Genomic DNA, 23,583 nt, shown 5'->3' with positions numbered 1-23,583 from the left:
ATGTCTCACAAGCGTAAGTCCTCTGGTTTGAATACCAGCCGCAGCTGGCGAAATTGACGCTCGAATAGATCGGTGGGCATATCCTGCACCTCGGTAAATCGCTCTACACGGTTGACCGCCTGCTCGGCGGACCGGTCAAAAGCCGCATCCCCACTGCTGCGGGTCACCGTAACATTGACAACCCGCCCGGTGGGTACCAGTTGGATCAACAATTCCACTTCCATATCGCGCCGGGCCGAGGGCGGGCGACTCCAGTTTTGTTCAATACGCGCCGCAATCTGGCCGACATAGCTCTGCGCCAGCGTCTGGGCGCGCTGGGCATCAAGAAACTCTTCCTCGCGCGCCATAGCGTCGTCGAGGCGTTGCCGAGCCTCACGCTCCCGGGCCTCGCGGGCCTGACGTTCACGCTCCTGACGCTCCCGTTCTTCGCGCTCGCGCTGGGCTTGGGCCTGAGCCTCCCGCTCCCGCCGCTCACGGGCTTCGCGTTCTCGTTGCTCGCGCTCACGCTGTTCCCGTTCACGCTGCTGCTGGCGCTGACGTTCGGCCTCCTGCTGGCGTTGACGCTCCGCTTCCTGGCGCTCCCGCTCCCGTTGCCGCTCACGCATATCAATGACGTTACTCTGTTCCTGCTGGGCCGGCTCAGGCGCGCTGGCACTCATTTCCACCAATGTGGCCTGAATATAGCGGGGCGTCTGCACCTGACGTATTTCCGGTGTCGAAGGCTCCCAGCCCCAGGCCATCACTACGACCAAAAAGCTGTGCATCACCAAGCTCACCACCACAGGCAGTGTATAGCTGTTCGCCGATAGCCAGTTCGCTCTTATCCAGCCCATGGTTACTGTGGCGGCTCCGTGATCAAGCCTACGGCGGGAGCACCGGCGCCCTGGAGTTCACTCATCAGGCTTACCACCACACCGTAGCTGACATTGCGATCGCCCCACACCAGCACCTGGGTCTGAGGCTGTTGACGCAGCACCCGGCTGACCATTTCAGTAATGTCCGCCAGGGGCTTTTCCTCTTCCTGATCGCCACCGACATTCAGATAGTAAGTGCCATCAGCACGTACTGACACAATAATCGGCTCTTCGTCTTCATTGGTTTCGATAGCCTCGGCCGCCGATTGCGGCAGATCGACGCGCACACCCTGCATCAGCATGGGTGCGGTCACCATAAACACAATCAACAGCACCAGCATGACATCAATATAGGGAACCACATTGATGTCTGACATAAAGCGTTTTTTCTTGCCTCTGGGCCTGAACTCCGCCATAAACCGCTACCCTTTTGCCTATGAGGACACGTTTTTGTGATGCACCTGGCGGTGCAAAATCGAGGAAAACTCTTCCGCAAAGGTCTGATAGTTACCTAGCAACGACTCGGCACGGGATGAGTAGCGGTTGAAAGCAAGCACTGCGGGGATCGCGGCGAACAGGCCCATGGCCGTAGCAATCAGGGCCTCGGCGATACCCGGGGCAACCACCGCCAAGGTCGGCTGGTGCACACTGGCAAGGCCACGAAACGCATTCATGATCCCCCAGACGGTACCAAACAAACCCACATAGGGGCTGACCGACCCGACACTGGCCAGAAACGGGAGGCCGGACTCCAGCTTTTCCTCTTCCCGCGCCAAAGCCACGCGCATAGCCCGCTGGCTACCGTCCATGACCGCATCCGAGTCGGCACCGGATTGCTGTCGCAGGCGAGTGAATTCCTTGAAGCCTGCACGAAAGATAGTCTCCGCCCCATCAATCACCCGACCATTGCCCTGGCGGTAGAGGTTGCCCAGGTCGACGCCGGACCAAAATTGCTTCTCGAAGGCGAGGAACTGCGACCGGGCCCGCGTTTGATAGATACCCCGCTGGACAATCACCACCCAGGAAAACACCGAGGCGAGCAACAGTGACAGCATCACCAGTTGCACCAGTACGCCGGCATCGGCGATCAATCCCCAAATCGACATGGAATGCTGAACGTCAGACATATCAGTAAGCTTCTCGTCAGTTGGCCCGGTCCCGGGCGTTAAATCATGTAAATTTTTGTCAGTCGGTCTGTTCCTGGTGCTGTTCGCACCAACGCGCCACATTTTCGTGCAAATCTTTGGGCATGGCGCTGGGTTTCATCCGCTCTCCGCTGACACAGGCAACGCGGATTAGACCCTCGCATAACAAATCGTTCCCTCGCCACACACGCTGCTCGAATTCTACGTAAGTGCGCGCCAGCCGGGCGACATCGGCGGTTACGCCAAGTGCGTCGTCGAGCCGCGCGGGACGCCGGTAACTGATCTGGGCCGAGTGCACCACCAGCAGTTGACCACCCTCCAAAATCGCGGGCTTATCATACCCCAAAGCCCGCAGAAGTTCTGTCCGCGCCCGCTCCATATACTTGAGGTAATTGACGTAATAGACAATACCGCCCGCGTCGGTGTCCTCAATGTAAACGCGCACGGGGATCGAAAATGCCATACAGCGGTTCCCGTTTGATGACAATCAGTTGTCGGGCGTGGCACTGCCCGGCACGGGCAGGCCAAAGTGTACGTAGGCATGGTCAGTAACCACGCGTCCACGCGGGGTGCGCGCAAGGAAGCCCTGCTGGATCAGGTAAGGCTCAATCACATCCTCAATCGTCCCGCGCTCTTCGCTGATCGCCGCCGAGAGGCTCTCAATACCCACCGGGCCCCCGCCAAAATTTTCCATCAGGGTCAGCAGCAGCCGTCGGTCCATATGATCGAAACCGCGCTCGTCGACATTGAGCATATTCAGGGCCCGGTCGGCGATGTCGGTGGTGATCCGGCCGTCACTTTTGACTTCGGCGTAATCGCGCACACGGCGCAGCAGACGGTTGGCAATCCGGGGCGTGCCGCGCGAGCGCCGGGCCACCTCCTCGGCGCCGCCGGACTCCATCTCCACCCCGAGCAGGCTCGCCGAGCGGGCCACGATATGGCTCAGGTCAGCAATGTTATAAAACTCCAGGCGCTGAACGATACCGAAGCGATCACGCAATGGCGAGGTCAGGAGCCCGGCGCGGGTGGTGGCGCCCACCAGGGTGAAGGGCGGCAAGTCCAGTTTGATGGAGCGCGCCGCCGGGCCCTCGCCGATCATGATGTCGAGCTGAAAGTCCTCCATCGCCGGATAGAGGATCTCTTCGACCACCGGGCTCAACCGGTGAATCTCGTCGATAAAGAGCACGTCGCCGGCCTCGAGGTTGGTCATCATGGCGGCCAGGTCGCCCGCCTTTTCCAGCACCGGCCCGGAGGTGCTTTTGAGCGACACCCTCATTTCGGCGGCGATGATATTGGCAAGGGTGGTTTTGCCCAATCCGGGTGGGCCAAACACCAGGGTATGATCGAGAGAATCGCCCCGCTGCCGGGCCGCGCCGATAAAAATCTCCATTTGCTCGCGCACGGTAGGCTGCCCGACGTACTCAGCCAGGGTTTTCGGGCGAATGGCCCGATCAAATTGTTCTTCTCGCTCCTGGGGGGCGGCGGCAATCAGACGGTCAGTTTCAATCATGGCAGTGGTGCTCGCTCACGGCGGTTATCGTTGTTCGGACTCAGCCCGAAACCATGCTGCGCAGGGCCAGGCGGATCAGCGTCTCGCTGCCTGCCACCGGGTCCTGACGGACAGCGGCCGCGATCATTTTAGCGGCCTCGGTGGGCTTGTAGCCCAAGGCAATCAGGGCGCTCTCGGCCTCAGCCTGATTGTCCTTGTCCTGGTTGCCGGGCGCCGGTGCCACATCCGGGGTCAGCAGATCGTGGCGCGGCAGTTCCCATTGTTTGAGCCGGTCACCGAGCTCAATCATCAGCCGCTCGGCAGTCTTCTTGCCCACGCCCGGCACCCGTACCAGAGCCTTGACGTCGTCATCGCGCACGCAGCGCACGATATCATCGGTTTCCATGCCCGAAAGAATGGCCACCGCCAGTTTGGGGCCGACACCGCTGACCTTGATCAGGGTGCGAAACAGGCGCCGGTCGCGCTCCTGGGCGAAGCCGAACAACTGTTGGGCGGTCTCGCTCACCGCCAGGTGAGTGTAGAGGGTGGCGGTCTCGCCCAATGCGGGCAACTGATAGAAGGTGGTCATGGGCGCCTGCACTTCGTAGCCGACGCCGTTGACGTCAATCAGCAAGTAAGGCGGCTGTTTTTCCAGTAGTGTTCCGTGCAGGCGTCCGATCATGGGAGTCCGTCTTGGCGGGTCGTGAATGGCTATGGGTGTGTGACGAAATATACAGGATTGCCGATGCTGACGCACGGACGGCGTGCACAGTCGCGTTACACCATGCGTCCGCGCCGAAACTGGCCGCGACCGGCGAGGCCGATCAGTTGCTCCTGAGTGTTGGCGTGGCAAAGAGCCACCGCCAAGGCGTCGGCCGCATCCTCCTGGGGCGTGGCCGGCAAGCGCAGGAGCACCTTGACCATATGCTGCACCTGGAGCTTGTCCGCCGCCCCGGTACCCACCACCGACTGCTTGACCTTGCGTGCCTCGTACTCGGCCACTGGCAGGGACTGATTGACCGCGGCAGTGATGGCCGCCCCCCGGGCCTGACCCAGCTTGAGGGCCGAGCTGGCGTTTTTGGCCATAAATACCTGCTCCACCGCCACCTGGTCAGGGCTGTGCTGCAGGCAGATTTGGGTAATGGCGTCAAAAATCACTTTGAGCCGCTCCGGTAGACTGCCCTCGGGCACCCGGATCACGCCACTGGTGACGTAGCGGGTGCTGGCACCGCTGACGTCAATGATGCCAAACCCGGTTTTACGTGAGCCCGGATCGATGCCCAATATTCGCTTCATGGTCAATGTCCTGTATGAGCAGCCAGTGTAGCGCCGCCTGACGGTGCTGCACAGGGGGCAGAGGACATCAGCTGTTGAGCTCTTCCATCACTGCATCGGGAATATCGGCGTTGGTGTACACATTCTGGACGTCGTCCAGGTCTTCGAGCATGTCCACCAGGGCGAGCAGGTTTTCGGCACCGGCCTTGTCGAGTTCGATGAGAGTCGAGGGTTTCATCGTGATTTCGGCGTTCTCCGGCTCGAAACCGGCCGCAATCAACCCATCTTTGACCACGAAGTAGTCTTCAAACGCGGTCTGAACGTCGTAGCTGCCATCGCTGTTGGTCACCACGTCTTCGGCGCCCGCTTCCAGGGCCGCCTCCATCAGCCGGTTTTCGTCGGTGCCCGCCGGGTAGCTGATCTGGCCGATACGGCTGAACAGGTAGGCAACCGAGCCGTCGGTGCCCAGGTTGCCGCCGCGTTTGCTGAAGGCGTGACGGACTTCGGAGACGGTGCGGTTTTTGTTGTCGGTCATGCATTCGACCAAGACGGCAACGCCGGCATTGCCGTAGCCTTCGTAGGTGACCTCTTCATAGTTGTCCGCATCGGCGGCGCCCGCGCCGCGGGCGATGGCTTTGTCGATGGTGTCGCGTTTCATGTTCGCGCCCAGGGCTTTGTCGACGGCGGTACGCAGGCGCGGGTTGTCTTCCGGGTTGGGGCTGGATTTGGCCGCGACGGTGAGTTCGCGAATCATTTTGGTGAAGATCTTGCCCCGCTTAGCGTCTTGCGCGGCTTTACGGTGTTTGATGTTCGCCCATTTACTATGACCTGCCATCTCGGGCCTCCGTATTGTTGGGTCTGCTGAATTTTTGCTCGTGTTTTTGGGGTCCGGCCGACTTAGGGGGAGAAGGGTTTCAAGACTCGCTGTGAATACTTCCCTGTACGCTCGAGAGCCGCATCCCTGCGGCTCACGGTCTTGAAACCCTTCTCCCCCTAAGCCAGCCTCCTCACGTTGTCGTGACCAACCCACAAAACGTCTGCAGTTGTGTGGTGTGATGGGGGGCAACCTTTTCCTCCCCCCCCCTAAGCCGGCCCGCTCACTTTCAAGTAACCACTTTCACAAAGTCTCTACTACGTGGAGGCGTGAGCGCGGAGCCGGGGTAAACCTTTCGGGACCGTGAGCCGCAGGGATGCGGCTCTCGAGCATACAAGGATGTACTTGCTGCGTGTCCCGAAAGGTTTACCCCGGCCCCGCGCGGCGGGCCACTCCCGACACGCCTTACCGCTGTCGAATCGGGCTACTCAGCAGCGGCCGGCTTTTCCTTCTTCCGGAGGCGGATGTTGAGGTCGCGCAGCTGCACCTCATCCACCGCTCCCGGTGCATCAGTCATGACACAGGCCGCCGTCTGGGTTTTCGGGAAGGCGATCACGTCGCGGATCGAGCTGGCGCCGGTCATCAGCATGATCAAGCGATCCAGGCCGAAGGCCAGACCACCGTGGGGCGGTGCGCCGTACTTGAGGGCGTCGAGCAGGAAGCCGAACTTCTCCCGTTGCTCCTCGGCCTCGATACCCAACAGCCGGAATACCGCCTGCTGCATCGCCTGGTTGTGGATACGGATCGAGCCGCCACCCAGCTCGGTGCCGTTGAGCACCATATCGTAGGCCTTGGACAGGGCTTCGCCCGGGTTGGCTTCGAGGGCGTCCGGCGAGCAGTTGGGCGCGGTGAATGGGTGGTGCAAGGCGGCCCAGCCACCCTGTTCATCATCTTCGAACATGGGGAAGTCCACCACCCACAAGGGCGCCCACTCGGCGGTGTAGAGATCGAGGTCTTCCCCCAGTTTGCAGCGCAGTGCGCCCAAGGCTTCGGTGACGACCCGGTGCTTGTCTGCCCCGAAGAAGATCAGGTCGCCGTTTTGGGCGTCCAGGCGATCGAGGATCGCGGCGCGCACCTCGGTGGGCAGGAATTTCACAATCGGGGACTGCAGGCCTTCTTCCAGATCGCTCTTGTCGTTGACCTTGATATAGGCCAGGCCCTTGGCTCCGTAGATGCCCACGAACTTGGTGTAGTCGTCGATCTGTTTGCGGGTCAGTTTCTCGTTGCCACCCGGGACCTTCAGGGCGGTCACGCGGCCTTTGGGATCCTTGGCCGGGCCGGAGAAGACTTTGAAATCCACTTCGGTCATCAGGTCCTTGACGTCCACCAGTTCCAGCGGGATGCGCAGATCGGGCTTGTCGGAACCGTATTTGGCGATGGCCTCAGCGTAACTCATGCGCGGAAAGTCGCCGAACTCCACGTCCATGGCACTTTTGAAGACCGAGCGCACCATGCCTTCGGTGACCGCCATGATGCCGTCCTGATCCATAAAGGCGGTTTCGATGTCGATCTGGGTGAATTCCGGCTGGCGATCAGCGCGCAGGTCTTCGTCGCGGAAGCACTTGGCAATCTGGTAGTAGCGATCAAAACCGGACACCATCAGCAGCTGCTTGAACAGCTGGGGCGACTGCGGCAGCGCAAAGAACTTGCCATCGTGTGTGCGCGAGGGCACCAGGTAGTCGCGCGCGCCCTCGGGCGTGGCGCGGGTCAGAATCGGGGTTTCGATATCCAGGAAGCCGTTATCGTCCAGGTAGTTGCGCACCGCGTTGGTCACCTTGGAGCGGAACCGCAGGTTGTGCTGCATCTCGCTGCGGCGCAGGTCCAGATAGCGGTACTTGAGGCGCACGTCCTCGCCCACTTTGGAGTGTTCGTCCAGGGGAAAGGGGATGGTTTCCGCCTCGTTCAGAATCTGCAGGCCGGTGCCGTAGACTTCAATCGCGCCGGTAGCCATATTGGGATTGACGGTGGCTGCATCCCGGGCGCGCACCCGACCGGTGACCTGCAACACATATTCGCCCCGCACTTTGTCGGCCAGGGCAAAGTTGTCCTTGCCGTCCGGATCGAACACCACCTGCACAATACCCTCGCGATCACGCAGGTCGATAAAAATCACCCCGCCATGATCCCGGCGGCGGTCAACCCAGCCGCAAAGGGTTACTTCCTGGTCGATGTGGTCGGCGCGCAAGGCGCCGCAGTAATCACTGCGCATAGTGTTTTCCCGTCAATCGTTCGGTCTATAGGGTTGGGCCTGCTTCAGCAGGCCGAGCAGCTGCCACCACCCTTGTGGGTATGGCCGCCAACAGTCTTGGTTTCGGGCTTTTTCTCCTGAGCGCCAAACAGGTTCTTTTTCTTGTCACCGCCTTTAAAGTCGGTCTCGTACCAGCCACCGCCCTTGAGGCGAAAGCCCGCCGCAGAGATCAGTTTGGTGAGCGCTGGCGCACTGCACGCGGGGCAGTCCACCAAGGGCTCGTCACTCAACTTTTGAAGGGCCTCGTGCTGGTGGCCACAGGCGCTACACTGATATTCATATATGGGCATCACAGAATCCTCAAAACACTGATTGCCAATGGGTCACACCCGGGCCCGGTTGACGGGCCTTAGCCCTCCAACCAAAAGGCGGGGATTATACCTCAGGAGCGGGGTTGCGAGAAAGCCGCACCTGCGGCGCGGCGCCCGCGCCCGGAATCCCGGACTAAATAGGGTCATTTGCCCGAAAATAAAGGGGAGATTTTCCCGGATGGCTGGTGTATGTTTCCGCTTATGCTGATACGAATGCTGACTTACAACATCCACAAAGGCTTTGCGGCGGGCAATCTGCGCTTTATGCTGCACCAGATGCGCGAGCAGCTGCGCGGCGCCAATGTGGATTTGGCGTTTTTGCAGGAAATCCAGGGACGGAATACCCGCAAGGAGCAGCGTATCAAGGGCTGGCCCCTGGAGAGCCAGTTCGAGTTCCTGGCCGATGAGCTCTGGCCCCACTACGCCTATGGCAAGAACGCCATCTACGACCACGGCCACCACGGCAACGCCATCCTGAGCAAATACCCCTTTGCCCGTTGGGACAATATCAACGTCTCTCATATGCGCAAGGCCAGCCGCAGCCTGCTCCACGGTGTGGTCACCATTGAGGGGCAACGCCTCCATCTGGTGTGCATCCATCTGGACCTCTTTACCCACCACCGCCAACGCCAGATGGGCATTCTCAGCCGCCATATCGCCGACCATGTGCCCATGGACGAGCCTTTGATCGTGGCCGGGGACTTTAATGACTGGACCGGCGACGCCGAACGCCATTTATCCAATGATCTGAAGCTGACTGAAGTTTTTCAGGAAACCTGCGGCCGCTATGCCCGCACCTTTCCGGCCCTATTCCCGCTGTTACCGGTAGACCGGGTCTATTATCGGGGTCTGGAGCCAGTGGAGTGCGAGTGTTTGACACACAAACCCTGGCGCAACCTCTCGGACCACACGCCACTGCTGGCGGTTTTCAGGATGAAATGACCCCGCGATGAGCCCTATAGCCTCTTATTTACCCAACGCCCTGAGTCTGCTGCGTCTGGCCATGACCCCGGTTTTAGTGTGGCTGGCCTGGTACGGCTGGCAGGCCGCTTTCCTGTCTCTGCTGCTCGTGGCCTTTATTACCGATGCGCTCGACGGCGCGCTGGCGCGCCGTTTCAACGTCTGCAGCGAATTCGGCGCGCAGCTGGACAGCTGGGGCGATATCGCACTTTATCTCGCTCTGGCGATCGCCGCCCACCTACTCTGGCCCCGGGAAATGGCCGAGGAACGCGTCTATGTAATGACAGCCTTCGGCAGCATGAGCGCAGCGATGATTTTGGGGTTATTCAAGTTTGGAGGGCTGGCCAGTTATCACACCTGGATGACCAAGGTGGCGGCGGTGGCATTGGCGCTGGGGTGTATAATCATGTTCTCCGGCGGACCTCACTGGCCCTTCCGATTGGCCTGTGTACTGATTATCCTGGCGGCCCTGGAGCAATCCTGCATTACCTTGTACCTGCGCGAGCGCCGAGCCGATATCAAATCGGTCTGGCACCTGCTGCTGCGCCGCCAGTCCCCCTGATTCAGGAGACCCCATGCCTTCAACCAACCCTCTCGAAACACTCAAAACCCTCTCCTCCCGGTTGGTGAACCTGCAACGACCGATCCGGATTCTCGATGCCATCAAATGGCCGTCGGGGCTGGAATCAGAGTTCAGGGCCAAGGGCGGCAAGGCCCTGCCGGCCCTGCCCAAAGACTATTATCAGCAACAGAAGCTGGGGTTTGATCCGGACGCCCTGGCGCGCGACTTGGCTGAGCTGAAACGGGATATTCCCCGGCAACTGGGCCGGGGTGATGCCCTCGGGCGTATCCTGCAATCCACCACTGAGCAGTACCAGGTGGTCATCGAGCTGCTGCGGCACCGGGGCGGTCCCGAATTTGGACGCTATAGCCGTGAGCTCTACGGCTCTGCCAGCGATCATATTCGCGGCGATCGCAAGACCCTGCGCCAGTTGGGTGAGCGCCTGTGCGACGTCTTCTCCCTGCCGGCGGTCGAGCATCTGAACCGGCCCTACGCCAGCGATATTGACGCCCCGCGAGCGGTAGAACTCCTGCGCGAACGCATGGACAAGTACTTCACCCCGGGCGCAGTGCGGGTAGAAATCAGCGACGATATTGTCTCCGATGCCGCCGCCGGCGGCGATTGCTTCAAGATCAACCGACGGGCGCACTTCTCTGAGCTGGACCTGCAGGTGCTGGAAGTGCACGAGGGCTGGGTGCATATCGGCACCACGCTCAACGGTCGCCAGCAGCCTTGGGCGACCTGGCTGAGCGTCGGGTCGCCGCGCATCACCGCCATTCAGGAAGGCATGGCGGTGCTGATGGAAACCCTGACCTTCAGCAGTTTCCCCCAGCGTGCCCGACGCGTGAGCGACCGGGTGGTTGCGGTGGATCTGGCGGAACAGGGAGCGGATTTTTGCGAGGTCTATCGCCACTTTCTCGACAAAGGTGTGACTGAGCACGACAGTTATCGGGTCACGCAGCGGGTCTTTCGGGGCGGCATGCTGGCCAATGGGACAGGCCCCGGATCGGTGTTCACCAAGGATATTTCCTACGTCAAAGGCTTTGTGGAGAACGTCAACTTCATCCGCAGCGCCATCCAATCAGGGGTGCCGGAGATTATTCCGATGCTGTTTGTGGGCAAGGTGACACTGGACGACCTCCCGGTACTGTACGAGCGCTACCTGGAGGGCGTCATCGCTGCACCGCGCTATATTCCCAGCATGTTCCGGGACCTGAACGGCCTCTACGTCTGGTTTGGCTTCTCCAGCGGCATGGGCTTTATGAACCAGGCACGCATTCAGCAGCACTTTAACAAGCTGTTCCAGCAGCTGCCCCACACCGACCCTCTCTATACAGGGCAAGCCGACACCGAATTAGACTGATACAATAGCGCCGCCGCCCAACCCGGGCGACGGCGCACAGCGGTGAGAGACTGACAGTTTACCCATGACATACTACCGAATCGTGATAGCGGGCGAGGGCTTTTTCTTTGACAACTACGGCAGCCCCGAGCCAGTGACCGGCTTTATCGCCTGTCGTATTATCAAAGCCGAAAACGAGGCCATGGCCGTGGCCCTCGCCAAGCGCGACATACTGATGCACTGGAACCAGAGCTTTAACGCCGACCGCAAGCTCGGCCTACCCAAGCTCAGCATCGAGGCGGTCACCCCAGGCAAACGCTCGGGCCCAAGACCCAAGCAGGACTACCTGTTTTTCACCTCAAATGAAGACCGCGAAGCGCACTTGGCGCACTATCTGCAAAAACGCCCCTGGTGGGCGTTCTGGCGCTAATTCGCCTCGGTATCGTCCTGCTCTCCGCTTTCGAATAAATCGGCCACCGAAGCATCCAGTTGGCCAACGGTAAACGCGTCGATCGCCCCCAGGCGCGCAGCCGCGCTCTCGTACCAAGGCAGGTGATCAAGGCGTTTGGCCGAATCGGGCATTTGCACTGTCATCGACAGTATATTGGCCAGCTCGCGCAAGGAAAGCTGGTGTAGATCCCGGGACAAGACCAAATCACTGTTATCCGTGATCGTGACCACGTGGTGACGCAACAGCGCCGAGCGGATCCGTTGCCATTGGTCGCCGGACAGACCGATATTTTGCAATTGCCGGTCGGAAATCCCCTCCCCGGTTAGTGCCGCCTTTTGATAGAAGTGCCACAGCACCAGCAATCCGGCCAACAGATCCGGGTAACCCTTATCTTTGATCATCACCTGATAGGAGCCGATGGTGCGCACGAACACCGCCCCGGCCAACACCAGCATCCAGGTAAAATTAATCCACAAAAGAAACAACGGCACCATCGCGAAGGCCCCGTAGATGAAGGTCAGCGACGAATGCGTGACAATCAGGCCAAAGACCCGCTTGAGCACCTCGAATCCAATAGACGTCACGATCCCGCCCAGCACCGCGTGCCCAAAAGGTACGCGGGTGTTGGGCACCGCCGCAAACAACAGCGTAAAAGTGGCCGCCGACAGCAACCAGGGCACCAGCTCAAACACCCAGGTAATCAATCCGAGCGGGTCGTACTCATCCACCATCATGCGCACGGACACCAAATAAGTGCTCATCCCCAAACCGATACCGAGCAGCAGCGGCCCGAGACTGAGCACCGCCCAATACAACAGGAAGCTCATCAAACCGCGACGACCCTGCTCCACACCCCAGATGGCATTAAAGTTCTTCTCGATATTCTTGAGCATCAGGTAGGCTGCGCCCACCAAAAAGGCCACCCCGACCACCGTCAGGCGACGGGCCTGTTCCGAAAAATCCTGTAAATAGTTGACCAGTTCCTGTCCGGTTTCCGGTACCACGTGGGCGAACAACATCTGCTGGAGGTCATCAGCCAGATCGTGGAAGGCCGGGATGACGGTGAACATCGAGTAGGTCACGGTCATCAGTGGCACCAGAGCAAACAGCGTCACGTAAGTGAGCGAGGCGGCACTTTTCTGGCAGGACTTTTCGACAAAAATCTGTCCCAAAAGCACCACGAACTGTTTGGCGCGCCATCCAAAAAAACGCAACTGCGCCATCTTTTCCACCACTATTTTGTGCACCACTACCCCCATAACCCTACTATTGGCCACATACCTGCCCGGCAAAGTCGGCGGGTTTGCGGTAGAATTTGCAAACACTCTCGTCGAGCCGACTCTATGAGCGATTCCGATTCCTACGTTCTTGTACTCTACTATAGCCGCTCGGGCTCAACCCGTGAAATGGCCGCCCAGGTGGCCCGCGGCGTAACCCGCAGTGGACTTGAGGCCCGGGTGCGCACGGTACCGGCCGTGTCGCCAACGACCGAAGCCAGTGAGCCTCCGATACCCGACCAGGGGCCTCCCTACGTCACCCTGGACGACCTCAAGCAGTGCGCGGGCCTGATTGTGGGCAGCCCAACGCGCTTTGGCAATATGGCTGCACCGCTAAAATACTTTATCGACAGCACCAGCAGCCTGTGGGTGAACGGCAACCTGATCGACAAACCCGCCGCCGTGTTTACCTCCACCTCTACGCTCCACGGTGGACAGGAGTCGACGCTACTGACCATGCTGGTGCCCTTGTTGCACCACGGTATGGTGTTGGTCGGCCAGCCCTACGATCATCCGGCGCTGGCGCGCACCCGTACCGGCGGGACACCCTACGGCCCCTCCCACTTGGCTGCCGGGGATACCCCAGCAACCTTGAGCGAAGACGAAACAGTGCTTTGCCAGGCGCTCGGCGAGCGCGTCGGCCGCCTGGCCAAACGACTTATTGGAGAACCCTCATGACCCCTACCGTATCGCGCAAACGTCGCATTGCTCAGGCCATAACCACCGCCTGCTATGGCCTGCTATTGTTCAGCTTTGTGATCTGGAATCTGACCTTTCCCGGTGGTAGCTTCAAGCTTTGGGTCGTGCAAACCCTGCCTCTGGCCGTGATTCTTCCCGGTCTGATCAGAGACCACTACCGCGTGTATAGCTGGCTCTGTTTCATTATTCTGGTGTATTTCATCTGGGCGGTCACCAACGTCATGTCGCCGGTGGTGCACGTCTACGGCTATATTGTCCTGGTACTGTCCGTGATAGTGTTTGTCGGTGCCATGATGACCAGCCGCTGGAAGCAGCGCGAGATGCTCGATCAAATGCTTCACTCGGAGCAACCTGCAAACGCACCGACGACCCGGGAATAATTGAAGGAACACTGCCGTGTACGACCACACCCCCAAGCAACGCCAGCGCGGCCCGATACGCCGTTTATTTGGTGCCATTGGACGGACCATCACCTGGCTCCGTATCGCCCTGGCAAACCTGCTGTTTATTGCACTTATCCTGTTTGTCGTTCTGGTGCTTATGCCTCGAGCCCCAGAACCGCTGCCGGATAGCTTCGCCCTGACGCTAGCCCCAAGCGGCATGCTGGTAGACCAGCGGCGCCAGCCAACCCCGATGGAACTCCTGTTTGACGACGGCAGTCCACCGCCGGAAACCCAGGTCAGCGACCTGGTCGATACCTTGCACTACGCCGCCGAAGACGAGCGCGTCACGGGTCTGGTGATGGAACTGGACGGCCTCGCGGGCGGCGGCATCAGCAAACTCGAGGAAGTCGGCCGGGCTCTGGTGGCGTTTCGCGAATCGGGCAAGCCGGTGGTGGCCGTGGGCACCAACTTCTCGCAACAACAGTATTATCTGGCGAGCTACGCCGATGAAATTTACTTGCACGATATGGGCATGGTATTGCTGACCGGGTACGGGGCCTACAGCAGCTACTTCAAGTCGGCGCTGGATAAGCTGCACATCAACTTCCACACCTTTCAGTCCGGCGCCTATAAGAGTGCGATCGAGCCTTTCAGTCGCGACGACATGTCTGACGAGGCCCGGGCCAACACCAGTCAGTGGCTGAACGAGCTCTGGGGCGTCTATACCTCCCGGGTTGAAAGCCTTCGTAACCTGCCCACCGGTGCCATCGATGACTACATCAACAACCTGGATCAGAAGCTCCGCGCCAGCGGTGGTAGCTCGGCGCGGCTTGCGCTTGAAAGCGGTCTGGTGGATGGCCTGAGCGACCACCGGGATATCCACGACCAGTTGATTCCGCTCTTTGGCGCCACGTCCGGCGATGCGCATCGTTACCGCGGCATCAATCACCGCCGTTACCTGGCTGACATCCAACCCTTTATCCCACGCCACAGCGATCAGATCGGGGTGCTGGTGGCCTCGGGCCGGATCATGGACGGTTACCAGGGCGACGGCCAGATCGGCAGCGCCACTATGGCCGAGCAACTGCGATCAGTCGCCGAAAATCCGAACATCAAGGCCCTGGTCATCCGCGTTGACAGCCCCGGGGGCAGCGCCTTTGCCTCGGAAGTCATCCGGGCAGAGGTAGAAACTTTACGCGCCAGCGGCATTCCGGTATTGGTCTCCATGGGCAGTATGGCTGCGTCCGGCGGCTACTGGATTGCCGCCGGTGCCGATGAGATCTGGGCCACACCCACAACCCTGACCGGGTCCATCGGCGTCTTTGGTGCCATCCCCACCTTTGAGGACAGTCTCGAACACCTGGGCATCTACACCGACGGTGTAGGCAGCACGGCACTCGCCGGTGCGACACGTCTGGATCGCCCCCTGTCGCCGCAAATGCGTGACATCATTCAGCTCGGCGTCGATGATATCTATCAGCGCTTTTTGGTTCTGGTTGCCGAGGCTCGGGGCACCACGCCTGAGGCGGTCCATGAAGTCGCGCAGGGGCAAGTGTGGACTGGCGCCAGCGCGCTGGAGCTGGGTCTTGTAGATCGGCTCGGTGACCTCAACGAGGTGATTGCTGCAGCCGCTGAACACGCCGGGCTGGAGCACTACAGCGTTGAGCCGGTAAGCCGTCCGATGTCGGCGCGCGAAATGCTGCTCAGCCGCCTCAGCGGCTCCAGCGTCGGCGCGCTGCTACCCGAGCGATGGCTCCTGAACCTGGCGCCACCGGAGTGGCGCAGCGGACTGGACGCCGGCCTCGAGCCGCTGTTAATGCTGCGCGAATTCAATGATCCGCGCGCAACCTACGCCCGCTGCCTGAACTGCACGGCGCCCTGACCGGTGCCGGAAATGGGTATTCAACACCGCCTGGCCCCTCAGTGGGTGCGTTTTGTACTGGTGGGTGGCGTTGCTACCGGCGCTCAGTACGTCAGCCTTATCCTGTTTGTTGAGAGCCGGTTGTTGCCCGCCGTAGCTGCCTCGGCCAGCGCCTATGCCATCGGCGCGGCGGTCAACTACCTGCTCAACTACTACTTCACCTTTGCCTCACGCCAGCGCCATCGGGATACCCTGAGCAAGTTCGTGCTGGTGGTCGCCCTCGGCCTCGGCCTCAATACCCTGAGTTTCTGGTTGTTATTGCTGGTCCTGCCCTGGTACTTGCTGGCTCAGGTCGGGGCAACCATGATCACCCTGGTGGTCAACTACCTGTTGCACAAGCACTGGATTTATCGCAAGGTATAGCTCAGCCTGGAACACCTGCCTGGCCACAATAAAACGTTTCGAACAGAGACAAACGGACTGACGATCATGACCGACAAAATCACGGTATTGGTACCGGTATATAACGAAGAAGGTTGTCTGGGCGAAACCCACCGACGCCTGTCCGAGCTGTTTAAAACCCTGGATGTCCGCTGTGAGATGTTGTTTGTTAACGATGGCAGCTCGGACAACTCTCTGAGCATTATCCGGGCTCTGGCACAACAGGATCCCCAGGTGTCCTACATCAACCTGAGCCGGAATTTTGGCAAGGAAGCGGCCATGTCCGCCGGACTGGATCTGGTGGACGCCGATGCGGTGGTGATTATTGATGCCGACCTGCAGGACCCGCCGGAACTGATTCCCAAAATGATCGAACTCTGGCGCGAAGGCTACGACAATATCTACGGACAGCGCACCGAGCGACGCGGTGAAAGCGCGGTGAAAAAACTCACCGCGAAATATTTCTATAAGGTGATCAAACGCGTCAGCCGGGTCAATATTCCGCGCGACACGGGGGACTTTCGATTACTCAGTCGCCGGGCGGTCACAGCGTTGCGCCAGCTGCCAGAGAGCAACCGGTTTATGAAGGGACTGTTCGCCTGGGTCGGCTACCGCCAGATTGCCCTGCCCTATCAGCGCGATGCGCGCTTTGAGGGCACGTCCACTTTCAATTATTGGAATCTGTGGAATTTCGCCCTGGATGGCATCACCTCATTTACCACCCTGCCGTTGAAGATCGCTTCTTACCTGGGATTGCTTATCGCCTTTTCTGCCATCATTACGGGCAGCTTTATCGTTGCCAAAACCCTGATCTACGGCGATCCGGTCCCGGGTTATCCATCACTGATGACCGTGGTCCTGTTTCTCGGAGGGATGCAGCTGCTGTTTCTCGGTGTGCTGGGTGAATACCTGGGGCGAATGTTTTCAGAGACCAAGCGTCGCCCCCTGTACCTGGTGGAGAAACACCACCGAGGCAGCGCCAGTGTCGACGAGGAGCCTCCCCAAACCGGGGTTAAAGGTTGAGGGCTTTTTTGACGAAAGGAATGGTAAGCCGGCGCTGCTCGGCGAGCGAGGCGTGGTCGAGGCGCTGTAAATAACAGAACAACTCGTTCATGTCCCGGGGCACCCGCTGGATAATGTAGTGCGCCACCTCTTCACTCAACTCCAGTCCGCGCGCATGCGCTCGGCGCATCAACGCCGCGCACTTCTGCTCATCGGTCAATGGCTGCACCTGACAGGTGACCCCCCACTGGAGGCGTGAGCGCAAATCCGCTAACCCCACCGGCAGTTCCTGTGGCCCCTGCACAGCGGCCACCAGGAGTCGGCCACCGGCATCGCGCATCCGGTTGTAAAAGTGGAACAGCGCTTCATCCCAGTCCGGCCGCCCAGCAACGGCCTGCAAGGCATCGATACACACATAGTCGACCTGCTCCAGGCCGTCGAGTAAATCGCTCGGCGCAAAGCCCACCAATTCTGCCAGCGGTAAGTACTGAACACTCAGGCCCGCCGCCTGTGCGCGATGGCAACCGGCCTGAAGCAAATGCGTGAGCCCAACACCGGAGGCCCCCCACAGGTAAACAAACCATTCCGCGCCCCCGTTGACCTGCTCGCGCAACAACGCCAGCACCTGGGCATTGGCCGAGTCGTCCGGGGCATAGAAATTGTCGAAGGTGGCATCGTCGTTGAGGCTGACCCCTAATGACAACTGGCGCGGCGCACAGGGCTTACCGGTTTGGGTCATGGCATTACTCCGACCAGATATAGCTCAACGGGTTGGCCTGGCTGCCCTGCGGCAGGTAACGGTTCTCGGGCAGACGCAAGGTACCGGACACGCGCGGCTCCCGGAGCCGGTCATCCCGGGCAAACTGGCTAATCAAGCGGTCGACACCACCCTCGGTATACAGACGCAGCGTCAGGGCATCATCGCGCAGGCTCACCAACTCCGCGCGGCGCACCACGGGTAAACTCTCAACGTAGCGCTGCAAACTTTTATAGGCAGCAAAGCTGCCGACCGCCGACACTTGGACAATCAGCGCGTCGGGGCCTTCCTCTTGAGGAATAATGGCGTACTGTTCCGCAAAGTAATTAGCCACCTGATCGACACTGTCGCTGAGCACGTCAACAACCGCTTCAGCCCGAATATCGTAGCCGTGACGACTCAGACCGTGAAAGAGATCCCACTCCGAGCGCACAACGCCGGCGCTGCTGCGGGTATAGCGCCCCACCAGTACCGCATCGGCCTGATAGCGGCGTGCGGCATTGCGAATCGCCGCCTGGTCGAGACGCCAAAGCTCGTCGGCAGACAGCGCCAACCGGTCTTCCAGATCCAGCAACGGCGACACCAGCGGCAAGCCCCGCACCCGGGCCTGCGAGCGCAGAGTCCGCCAGTACTCGGTATCATTGACGAACTGGCGCTCACCGGCTTCGGCCTCGACCATCCAGACCAGCACGACCGGTCGGTTTGCCGGCCATAAGGGCAGTCCGGCGGTGCGCAGGATCTCCTCCAGGGCGCTCGGCGCGAAGCGTATAGAGAGCCTGCGGGCGGGATGCTCTTCCCCGTCGCGCTCCAAACGCTCGTCGGTGCCGCTGTAGCTGAATTCGTGCATATAACTTTCGGCCCGGGCAATAGCAGCGCGCACATCCTCGTGCTCGAGCACCCGGGGATGGCCGGAGAGACGCAACATGACGTCCGCCAGGCTCGCGCGCGCGCCCCGCACCCGCTCCGCCTCACTCTGATCCAGCACCAACACATCGGCCTGGTACAGATCCAGCGGTTGTCCGGACGCAACCAGAGGGGCACACATGAACAATATCAAGGTTAATAAGCGTTTCAATCGTCTCTCCAATCGGTGACAGGCCCTGCCAGAGGCGCATTGTAGCAGGCAATAGACCGGCTGAAACCCGTCGCCGTTCACTCTTTTGTCAGCGCGCTCCTGCAACTTGGCAACAGAAGCTGGTAGAATACGCGCTTTTTCTGCCAACCCTCGTCCAGCCTGACGCTGGCGACCCACGAGTGAGCCCTTATGAGCGAACAACAGCCCACTTCTTTGAGCTATAAAGATGCCGGTGTCGACATCGACGCAGGCGAAGCCCTGGTGCAGCGTATCAAGGGCGTTGCCAAGCGCACCCAGCGCCCCGAGGTCATGGGCGGCCTGGGTGGATTTGGCGCCCTGTGTGAGCTGCCCAAAGGCTACAAGGAGCCGGTGCTGGTGTCTGGCACCGACGGCGTGGGCACCAAACTGCGCCTGGCGATGACCTTGGGCAAGCACGACACCATCGGTATCGACCTGGTGGCCATGTGTGTCAATGATCTGGTGGTCGCCGGTGCTGAGCCGCTGTTTTTCCTCGATTACTACGCCACCGGCAAGCTCAACGTGGATGTGGCGGCGGATGTCGTCACTGGCATTGGTACCGGCTGCGAACAGGCCGGCTGCGCCCTGGTCGGCGGCGAAACCGCCGAAATGCCCGGTATGTACGAGGGCGACGACTATGACCTGGCCGGGTTCTGCGTCGGCGTGGTGGAAAAGTCCGGCATTATCGACGGCAGCAAAGTCCAGGCGGGCGACGCCCTGATCGGGCTGGCCGCCAGCGGCCCCCACTCCAACGGCTACTCCCTGATCCGCAAGATCATTGAGGTAAGTAATGCCGATCTGAACCAGGGCTGCGGCGACACGACGTTGGCAGAAGCCCTGATGGCGCCCACCCGTATCTATGTCAAAGCACTGCTCAAGCTGATTGCACAAGAGCCGGTTCACGCACTCTCGCACATCACGGGTGGCGGCCTGCTCGAGAATATTCCCCGGGTGCTCCCCGAGCACTGCAAAGCGGTGATTGACACGACTACCTGGACACTGCCTCCGGTGTTCCAGTGGCTGCAGCGCAGCGGCAATGTCCAGGCACGAGAAATGTACCGCACCTTCAACTGCGGCGTGGGCATGGTGATCGCAGTTCCCGCTGGACGGGTTGACGCCGCATTGGCACTGCTGCGCGAGGCCGGCGAAAACGCCTTCGTCGTCGGCACCATCGAATCCTGCCAGGACGGCGACGAGCGGGTTGAACTCAAGGGCTTGAGCCAATGAGTGATGACTCCCAGCCGGTACGGCTGGTCGTACTGATCTCCGGTAGCGGCAGCAACCTGCAAGCCATTATCGACGCCACCCGCTCCGGCCAGATTCCGGCACAGATTGCGGCAGTCGTGAGCAATCGGCCCGGGGTCAAAGGCCTGGAGCGAGCGAAACAGGCGGGTATTCCGGCACGGGTGCTCGATCATACAGAGTTTGACGGACGCGAGGCCTTCGATCGGGCGCTCATGGCCCAGATCGATGAGTTTTCGCCGGACCTGGTGGTGCTGGCGGGCTTTATGAGGATTTTGACGCCAACCTTCGCCAATCACTATGCGGGGCGCATGCTCAATATTCATCCCTCGCTGCTGCCCAAGTATCAGGGGCTCAATACCCACCAGCGTGTGCTGGACGCCGGCGACCGCGAGCACGGGGTTACCGTGCACTTTGTCACAGCCGAACTCGACGGCGGACCACCGGCAGTGCAGGCCAGGCTGGCCGTGCGCCCGGGCGATGATGCCGCCGCCCTGGCAAGCCGCGTTCAACGCCAGGAGCATCGTATTTATCCACTGGCGATACAGTGGTTTGCGCAAGGCCGGCTGAGGATGCACAATGGTCAATCGCTACTGGATGGCGAACCTTTACCCGCATCCGGGTATCTAATCGAGACCGAAGCCGACTGAGAGAGTCTTTATGACGACACCGCAACGGATCTTTTTACCTCTGATAAGCCTGTTGGCCGCGCTGTGCTGGAGCACAACTACCGCGGCTGAAATGCCAGAGACCTTCAAAAACGAATACCGTACCCGGATCATGGGCTTCTCCATTACCGCCGTCCATGAACTCAAAAGCAACAGCGACGGCACCCAGGAACTGCATTTTTCCGCCAGTACCTGGCTCGCCAGTCTCGACGAAAAAACGCACTTTGCCTGGAGCGATGAGGGCGAAGTACAACCACTGAATTACAGCTATCGGCGCCGGGGCCTGGGGCGCGGCCGCGACCACCAGCTCAGCTTTGACTGGGATGAGGCAGAGGTCAGCGACGGCAATGGCGAGAGCTGGCCGATTGACACCGAGCAGCGCCTGCAAGATCGACTGAGTTTTCAGGTACAACTGCAGAAAGACCTGCTGCAAGGAAAAGATACGCTCTTTTACCAGATTACCGACGGCGGCGATCTGCGCGAATATCAGTTCGACATCGTTGGAGAAGAGCGCTTGGACACTACCCTGGGCGAGGTTGACACCATCAAGGTGCGCCGCAGCCGTGAGGGCAGTGACCGCACCACCAACCTTTGGTTGGCCAAAGACCACAACCTGCTTCTGGTCCGCCTGGAGCAGGACGAGGGCGGTACGTCCTACACCCTGAATATCAGCAAGGCCAATGTGAACGGCCAGGCGATCAGGCGCTTTTAGTGACAATGCCCAACCACCGACTCTAACCACAAGAAGTCTAAACGACCGCTTTCACTCACCTAAAACCCAAAAGGTTATTTTGTTATGAACATCAGCAACAATTGCGTCGCCAGCTTCCACTACACGCTGACTGACGGCGAAGGCAAGGTTCTGGACAGCTCCGAAGGCCGCGAGCCGCTGGCTTATCTGCACGGCGCCAGCAACATCATCCCCGGCCTGGAAAAGGAAATGTCCGGCAAGACCGCGGGCGACAAGTTCAAGGCGACTATCCCGGCGGCCGAAGCCTACGGCGAGCGCAACGATCAGCTGATCCAGGAACTGCCTGCCACCATGTTCTCCGGCGTCGACAACGTAGAAGCGGGTATGCAGTTCCACGCTCAAACCGAGCAGGGCATGCAGGTTGTGACCGTGGTCAGCGTTGAGGGCGAGAACGTCACCATCGATGCCAACCACCCGCTGGCAGGCATTGATCTGACTTTCGATGTGGAAGTCACTGAAGTGCGTGAAGCCAGTGAAGACGAGCAGGCTCACGGCCATGCTCACGGCGCCGGCGGCGAAGAACACTGATCTCGCTCTGGCGGTTAGGCCGGGCACCCCTTCCAGGGTGCCTCGGCTAAACTACCTTGATATGCCAGGGCTCAAAGCGCACACCAAAGCGATTGTCCTCGGTGTAGCGGATCCGGATATAGCCCAAATCCTGCATACGCTTAAACTCATCCGTGTGGGCGAACTCCTCGGTAAAATTCGCGTATCCCAGACCCGTTCGGCCCACGTCAAAGTCCCCAATTCCATGGTACGAGTAGCCCGGTGGCGCCAATGAGCGCGAGGCCATAGACAGGTTGTAGTTCGACTCCAGGCATTTGGCCATAAACAGATGCATCTGCTTGACGTTGCCGCGCACCCCCGACGTCAGGATAAGGCTATCGCCGATATCACTTTCCAACTGCCGATAATGATCAAGCGAACCGCCCTTGAGCAGGAAGTGGCCCGAGTAAGGCACTTTATAGGTATCGTTTGGGTTGATCTTGGCGGTCAATTCGGTGGTTACTTTTTGGCCAAAAAAACCGTAATCCCGCGCATCAGTGAAGAAAAGCTTGTCCACCAGATCCAACTCGGCCCGACTGAACTGGCCGACATTGCCGTAGTTACGAGCGTAAAGAAACAGCTCATCAAAACTCAGTAAATTGAAATTGCCGTGACCCACGGTCTTTTCCGTTTGACGTAAACGCTCAAACACCGAGTGAAACAGCGGTCGCTCACTCTCGGGTAGGTAAAGATCATCCTCAAACTCGCGCTCGAAATAGCGTACCCGATCGAGCAGATCATCGGCACTGCTAAGCACCTTCAATGTGCCCGGCTCAGGATCGCTTACCTCATTGACTACCGCATCGATAGCCGACTGGAGCTTTTCACCGAGCACCACAGGGTCGCTTTTGGGAGCGTAAATACCTTCTTCGAAAGACGCAATGATCTCCTCATCGAGAAACAGGTCCTCAATCGGCTCGTCAGCATCCAGCTGTACCTTCAACGGTTCGCGGTTGTAGGTATTCTCGGCCAGCTGCCACAGGTAGCCGTTCCCCAGAGTAAACCCCACCCCCGCGGCAAAACCGGCCAGTACGTCTCTACGTTTCACGCGTTACTCTCACCCAACTCTCTGAAATAATTCCCATTTTTGCCCGAAATCCAGCTTTTTCACCGGCCCCGGCAACGGCTCCCGACCGACGTAGAATCGGCCACTATCGCCTGTATGTTGTTAGCGGCAACTTCTTTTCATTATTGAGAAGTCTTTCACGGAATTTAGCATTCGTGCCCTTATAACTCAAACGAAGGCACAGTTTATGCAAATTTAATCTAAATTTATGCTATAACTGTGAGGTAAGTCGCTAAGAAGTTGCACACACCAACTTAAATTAGCGTACTATTATCGTCGAGCGGGC

27 protein-coding genes are annotated in these 23,583 nt (G+C 59.7%); 13 read left to right on the top strand and 14 right to left on the bottom strand.

The annotated features are described in order from the left end of the window. Nucleotides 1-5 precede the first annotated feature (5 nt). The 10 genes from tolA to DKW72_RS05280 form a co-directional block, all read right to left on the bottom strand. Nucleotides 6-764 (bottom strand): cell envelope integrity protein TolA, encoded by a 759-nt coding sequence (gene tolA / locus DKW72_RS05325; protein ID WP_157960399.1) that lies wholly within the window; start codon nucleotides 762-764, stop codon nucleotides 6-8. A 71-nt stretch (nucleotides 765-835) separates the two neighbouring features. Continuing rightward, nucleotides 836-1,231 (bottom strand): protein TolR, encoded by a 396-nt coding sequence (gene tolR / locus DKW72_RS05320; protein ID WP_232522319.1) that lies wholly within the window; start codon nucleotides 1,229-1,231, stop codon nucleotides 836-838. 57 nt (nucleotides 1,232-1,288) lie between these two features. After that, nucleotides 1,289-1,981 (bottom strand): protein TolQ, encoded by a 693-nt coding sequence (gene tolQ / locus DKW72_RS05315; protein ID WP_111641284.1) that lies wholly within the window; start codon nucleotides 1,979-1,981, stop codon nucleotides 1,289-1,291. Nucleotides 1,982-2,039: 58 nt separating this feature from the next. Then, nucleotides 2,040-2,462, bottom strand: coding sequence for a tol-pal system-associated acyl-CoA thioesterase (ybgC, locus tag DKW72_RS05310; protein ID WP_111641283.1), 423 nt, complete (start codon nucleotides 2,460-2,462; stop codon nucleotides 2,040-2,042). Between the two features lie 24 nt (nucleotides 2,463-2,486). Next, the gene (gene ruvB, locus DKW72_RS05305) at nucleotides 2,487-3,509 is read right to left on the bottom strand and encodes a Holliday junction branch migration DNA helicase RuvB (protein WP_111641282.1); all 1,023 of its coding nucleotides are present in this window, start codon (nucleotides 3,507-3,509) and stop codon (nucleotides 2,487-2,489) included. Nucleotides 3,510-3,549: 40 nt separating this feature from the next. After that, on the bottom strand, nucleotides 3,550-4,170 hold the full coding sequence (gene ruvA, locus DKW72_RS05300) for a Holliday junction branch migration protein RuvA (RefSeq protein ID WP_111641281.1): 621 nt from the start codon (nucleotides 4,168-4,170) through the stop codon (nucleotides 3,550-3,552). Between the two features lie 95 nt (nucleotides 4,171-4,265). After that, the gene (gene ruvC / locus DKW72_RS05295) at nucleotides 4,266-4,784 is read right to left on the bottom strand and encodes a crossover junction endodeoxyribonuclease RuvC (RefSeq protein WP_111641280.1); all 519 of its coding nucleotides are present in this window, start codon (nucleotides 4,782-4,784) and stop codon (nucleotides 4,266-4,268) included. 67 nt (nucleotides 4,785-4,851) lie between these two features. Continuing rightward, nucleotides 4,852-5,598 (bottom strand): YebC/PmpR family DNA-binding transcriptional regulator, encoded by a 747-nt coding sequence (locus DKW72_RS05290; RefSeq protein WP_111641279.1) that lies wholly within the window; start codon nucleotides 5,596-5,598, stop codon nucleotides 4,852-4,854. Nucleotides 5,599-6,061: 463 nt separating this feature from the next. Beyond that, nucleotides 6,062-7,846, bottom strand: a complete 1,785-nt coding sequence (aspS, locus tag DKW72_RS05285) for an aspartate--tRNA ligase (RefSeq protein ID WP_111641278.1) — start codon at nucleotides 7,844-7,846, stop codon at nucleotides 6,062-6,064. A gap of 44 nt (nucleotides 7,847-7,890) precedes the next feature. Further along, a complete protein-coding gene (locus tag DKW72_RS05280) occupies nucleotides 7,891-8,175 on the bottom strand; it encodes an FmdB family zinc ribbon protein (RefSeq protein ID WP_111641277.1) in 285 nt (94 codons plus the stop codon). A gap of 222 nt (nucleotides 8,176-8,397) precedes the next feature. Between DKW72_RS05280 and DKW72_RS05275 the strand changes: the two genes are divergently transcribed. The 4 genes from DKW72_RS05275 (at nucleotide 8,398) to DKW72_RS05260 (ending at nucleotide 11,490) form a co-directional block, all read left to right on the top strand. Further along, nucleotides 8,398-9,138: an endonuclease/exonuclease/phosphatase family protein gene (locus DKW72_RS05275; protein ID WP_111641350.1), complete on the top strand. Its 741-nt coding sequence runs from the start codon at nucleotides 8,398-8,400 to the stop codon at nucleotides 9,136-9,138. Nucleotides 9,139-9,145: 7 nt separating this feature from the next. Further along, nucleotides 9,146-9,718: a CDP-alcohol phosphatidyltransferase family protein gene (locus DKW72_RS05270; protein ID WP_111641276.1), complete on the top strand. Its 573-nt coding sequence runs from the start codon at nucleotides 9,146-9,148 to the stop codon at nucleotides 9,716-9,718. Nucleotides 9,719-9,731: 13 nt separating this feature from the next. Then, nucleotides 9,732-11,081 carry a flavohemoglobin expression-modulating QEGLA motif protein gene (locus DKW72_RS05265; RefSeq protein WP_111641275.1) on the top strand — a complete coding sequence of 450 codons (1,350 nt, stop codon included), beginning with the start codon at nucleotides 9,732-9,734 and terminating at the stop codon, nucleotides 11,079-11,081. 64 nt (nucleotides 11,082-11,145) lie between these two features. Continuing rightward, nucleotides 11,146-11,490 carry a hypothetical protein gene (locus DKW72_RS05260; RefSeq protein ID WP_111641274.1) on the top strand — a complete coding sequence of 115 codons (345 nt, stop codon included), beginning with the start codon at nucleotides 11,146-11,148 and terminating at the stop codon, nucleotides 11,488-11,490. On the opposite strand, the gene DKW72_RS05255 is transcribed toward DKW72_RS05260, so the two are convergent. Further along, on the bottom strand, nucleotides 11,487-12,758 hold the full coding sequence (locus tag DKW72_RS05255) for a YihY family inner membrane protein (RefSeq protein ID WP_157960398.1): 1,272 nt from the start codon (nucleotides 12,756-12,758) through the stop codon (nucleotides 11,487-11,489). The two genes, DKW72_RS05260 and DKW72_RS05255, sit on opposite strands and share 4 nt — an antisense overlap. Nucleotides 12,759-12,854: 96 nt before the next feature. Between DKW72_RS05255 and wrbA the strand changes: the two genes are divergently transcribed. The 5 genes from wrbA to DKW72_RS05230 all read left to right on the top strand — a co-directional run bounded on the left by wrbA (nucleotide 12,855) and on the right by DKW72_RS05230 (nucleotide 17,195). Then, nucleotides 12,855-13,466 (top strand): NAD(P)H:quinone oxidoreductase, encoded by a 612-nt coding sequence (gene wrbA / locus DKW72_RS05250; RefSeq protein ID WP_111641272.1) that lies wholly within the window; start codon nucleotides 12,855-12,857, stop codon nucleotides 13,464-13,466. Continuing rightward, complete coding sequence (locus tag DKW72_RS05245; protein ID WP_111641271.1) at nucleotides 13,463-13,867, top strand: DUF2069 domain-containing protein; 405 nt, start codon at nucleotides 13,463-13,465, stop codon at nucleotides 13,865-13,867. Before wrbA ends, DKW72_RS05245 begins: the two co-directional genes overlap by 4 nt. Nucleotides 13,868-13,883: 16 nt before the next feature. Then, a complete protein-coding gene (gene sppA, locus DKW72_RS05240) occupies nucleotides 13,884-15,752 on the top strand; it encodes a signal peptide peptidase SppA (protein WP_111641270.1) in 1,869 nt (622 codons plus the stop codon). Between the two features lie 12 nt (nucleotides 15,753-15,764). Beyond that, nucleotides 15,765-16,154 carry a GtrA family protein gene (locus DKW72_RS05235; protein WP_111641269.1) on the top strand — a complete coding sequence of 130 codons (390 nt, stop codon included), beginning with the start codon at nucleotides 15,765-15,767 and terminating at the stop codon, nucleotides 16,152-16,154. Nucleotides 16,155-16,220: 66 nt separating this feature from the next. Next, complete coding sequence (locus DKW72_RS05230; RefSeq protein ID WP_111641268.1) at nucleotides 16,221-17,195, top strand: glycosyltransferase family 2 protein; 975 nt, start codon at nucleotides 16,221-16,223, stop codon at nucleotides 17,193-17,195. On the opposite strand, the gene hda is transcribed toward DKW72_RS05230, so the two are convergent. Beyond that, nucleotides 17,185-17,913 (bottom strand): DnaA regulatory inactivator Hda, encoded by a 729-nt coding sequence (hda, locus tag DKW72_RS05225; RefSeq protein WP_111641267.1) that lies wholly within the window; start codon nucleotides 17,911-17,913, stop codon nucleotides 17,185-17,187. The genes DKW72_RS05230 and hda overlap by 11 nt on opposite strands. 4 nt (nucleotides 17,914-17,917) lie before the next feature. Then, nucleotides 17,918-19,006: a DUF2066 domain-containing protein gene (locus DKW72_RS05220; RefSeq protein ID WP_157960397.1), complete on the bottom strand. Its 1,089-nt coding sequence runs from the start codon at nucleotides 19,004-19,006 to the stop codon at nucleotides 17,918-17,920. Between the two features lie 189 nt (nucleotides 19,007-19,195). On the opposite strand from DKW72_RS05220, the gene purM reads away from it, so the two are divergent. From purM to DKW72_RS05200, 4 genes are all read left to right on the top strand, one after another. Continuing rightward, a complete protein-coding gene (gene purM, locus DKW72_RS05215) occupies nucleotides 19,196-20,251 on the top strand; it encodes a phosphoribosylformylglycinamidine cyclo-ligase (RefSeq protein ID WP_111641265.1) in 1,056 nt (351 codons plus the stop codon). Then, nucleotides 20,248-20,916, top strand: a complete 669-nt coding sequence (gene purN, locus DKW72_RS05210; protein ID WP_111641264.1) for a phosphoribosylglycinamide formyltransferase — start codon at nucleotides 20,248-20,250, stop codon at nucleotides 20,914-20,916. Before purM ends, purN begins: the two co-directional genes overlap by 4 nt. A 10-nt stretch (nucleotides 20,917-20,926) precedes the next feature. After that, nucleotides 20,927-21,646 carry a DUF3108 domain-containing protein gene (locus DKW72_RS05205; protein WP_111641263.1) on the top strand — a complete coding sequence of 240 codons (720 nt, stop codon included), beginning with the start codon at nucleotides 20,927-20,929 and terminating at the stop codon, nucleotides 21,644-21,646. Nucleotides 21,647-21,730: 84 nt separating this feature from the next. Then, the gene (locus DKW72_RS05200; RefSeq protein ID WP_111641262.1) at nucleotides 21,731-22,213 is read left to right on the top strand and encodes an FKBP-type peptidyl-prolyl cis-trans isomerase; all 483 of its coding nucleotides are present in this window, start codon (nucleotides 21,731-21,733) and stop codon (nucleotides 22,211-22,213) included. 46 nt (nucleotides 22,214-22,259) lie between these two features. On the opposite strand, the gene DKW72_RS05195 is transcribed toward DKW72_RS05200, so the two are convergent. Continuing rightward, complete coding sequence (locus tag DKW72_RS05195; RefSeq protein ID WP_111641261.1) at nucleotides 22,260-23,279, bottom strand: M15 family metallopeptidase; 1,020 nt, start codon at nucleotides 23,277-23,279, stop codon at nucleotides 22,260-22,262. Nucleotides 23,280-23,583: the final 304 nt, after the last annotated feature.

It is taken from the genome of Marinimicrobium alkaliphilum (assembly GCF_003259155.1).
In the GTDB taxonomy this organism is placed as follows: Bacteria; Pseudomonadota; Gammaproteobacteria; order Pseudomonadales; family Cellvibrionaceae; genus Marinimicrobium_A; species Marinimicrobium_A alkaliphilum.
Note: the sequence above shows the minus strand (reverse complement) of the source record. Positions and strands in the feature narration are given on the sequence as shown.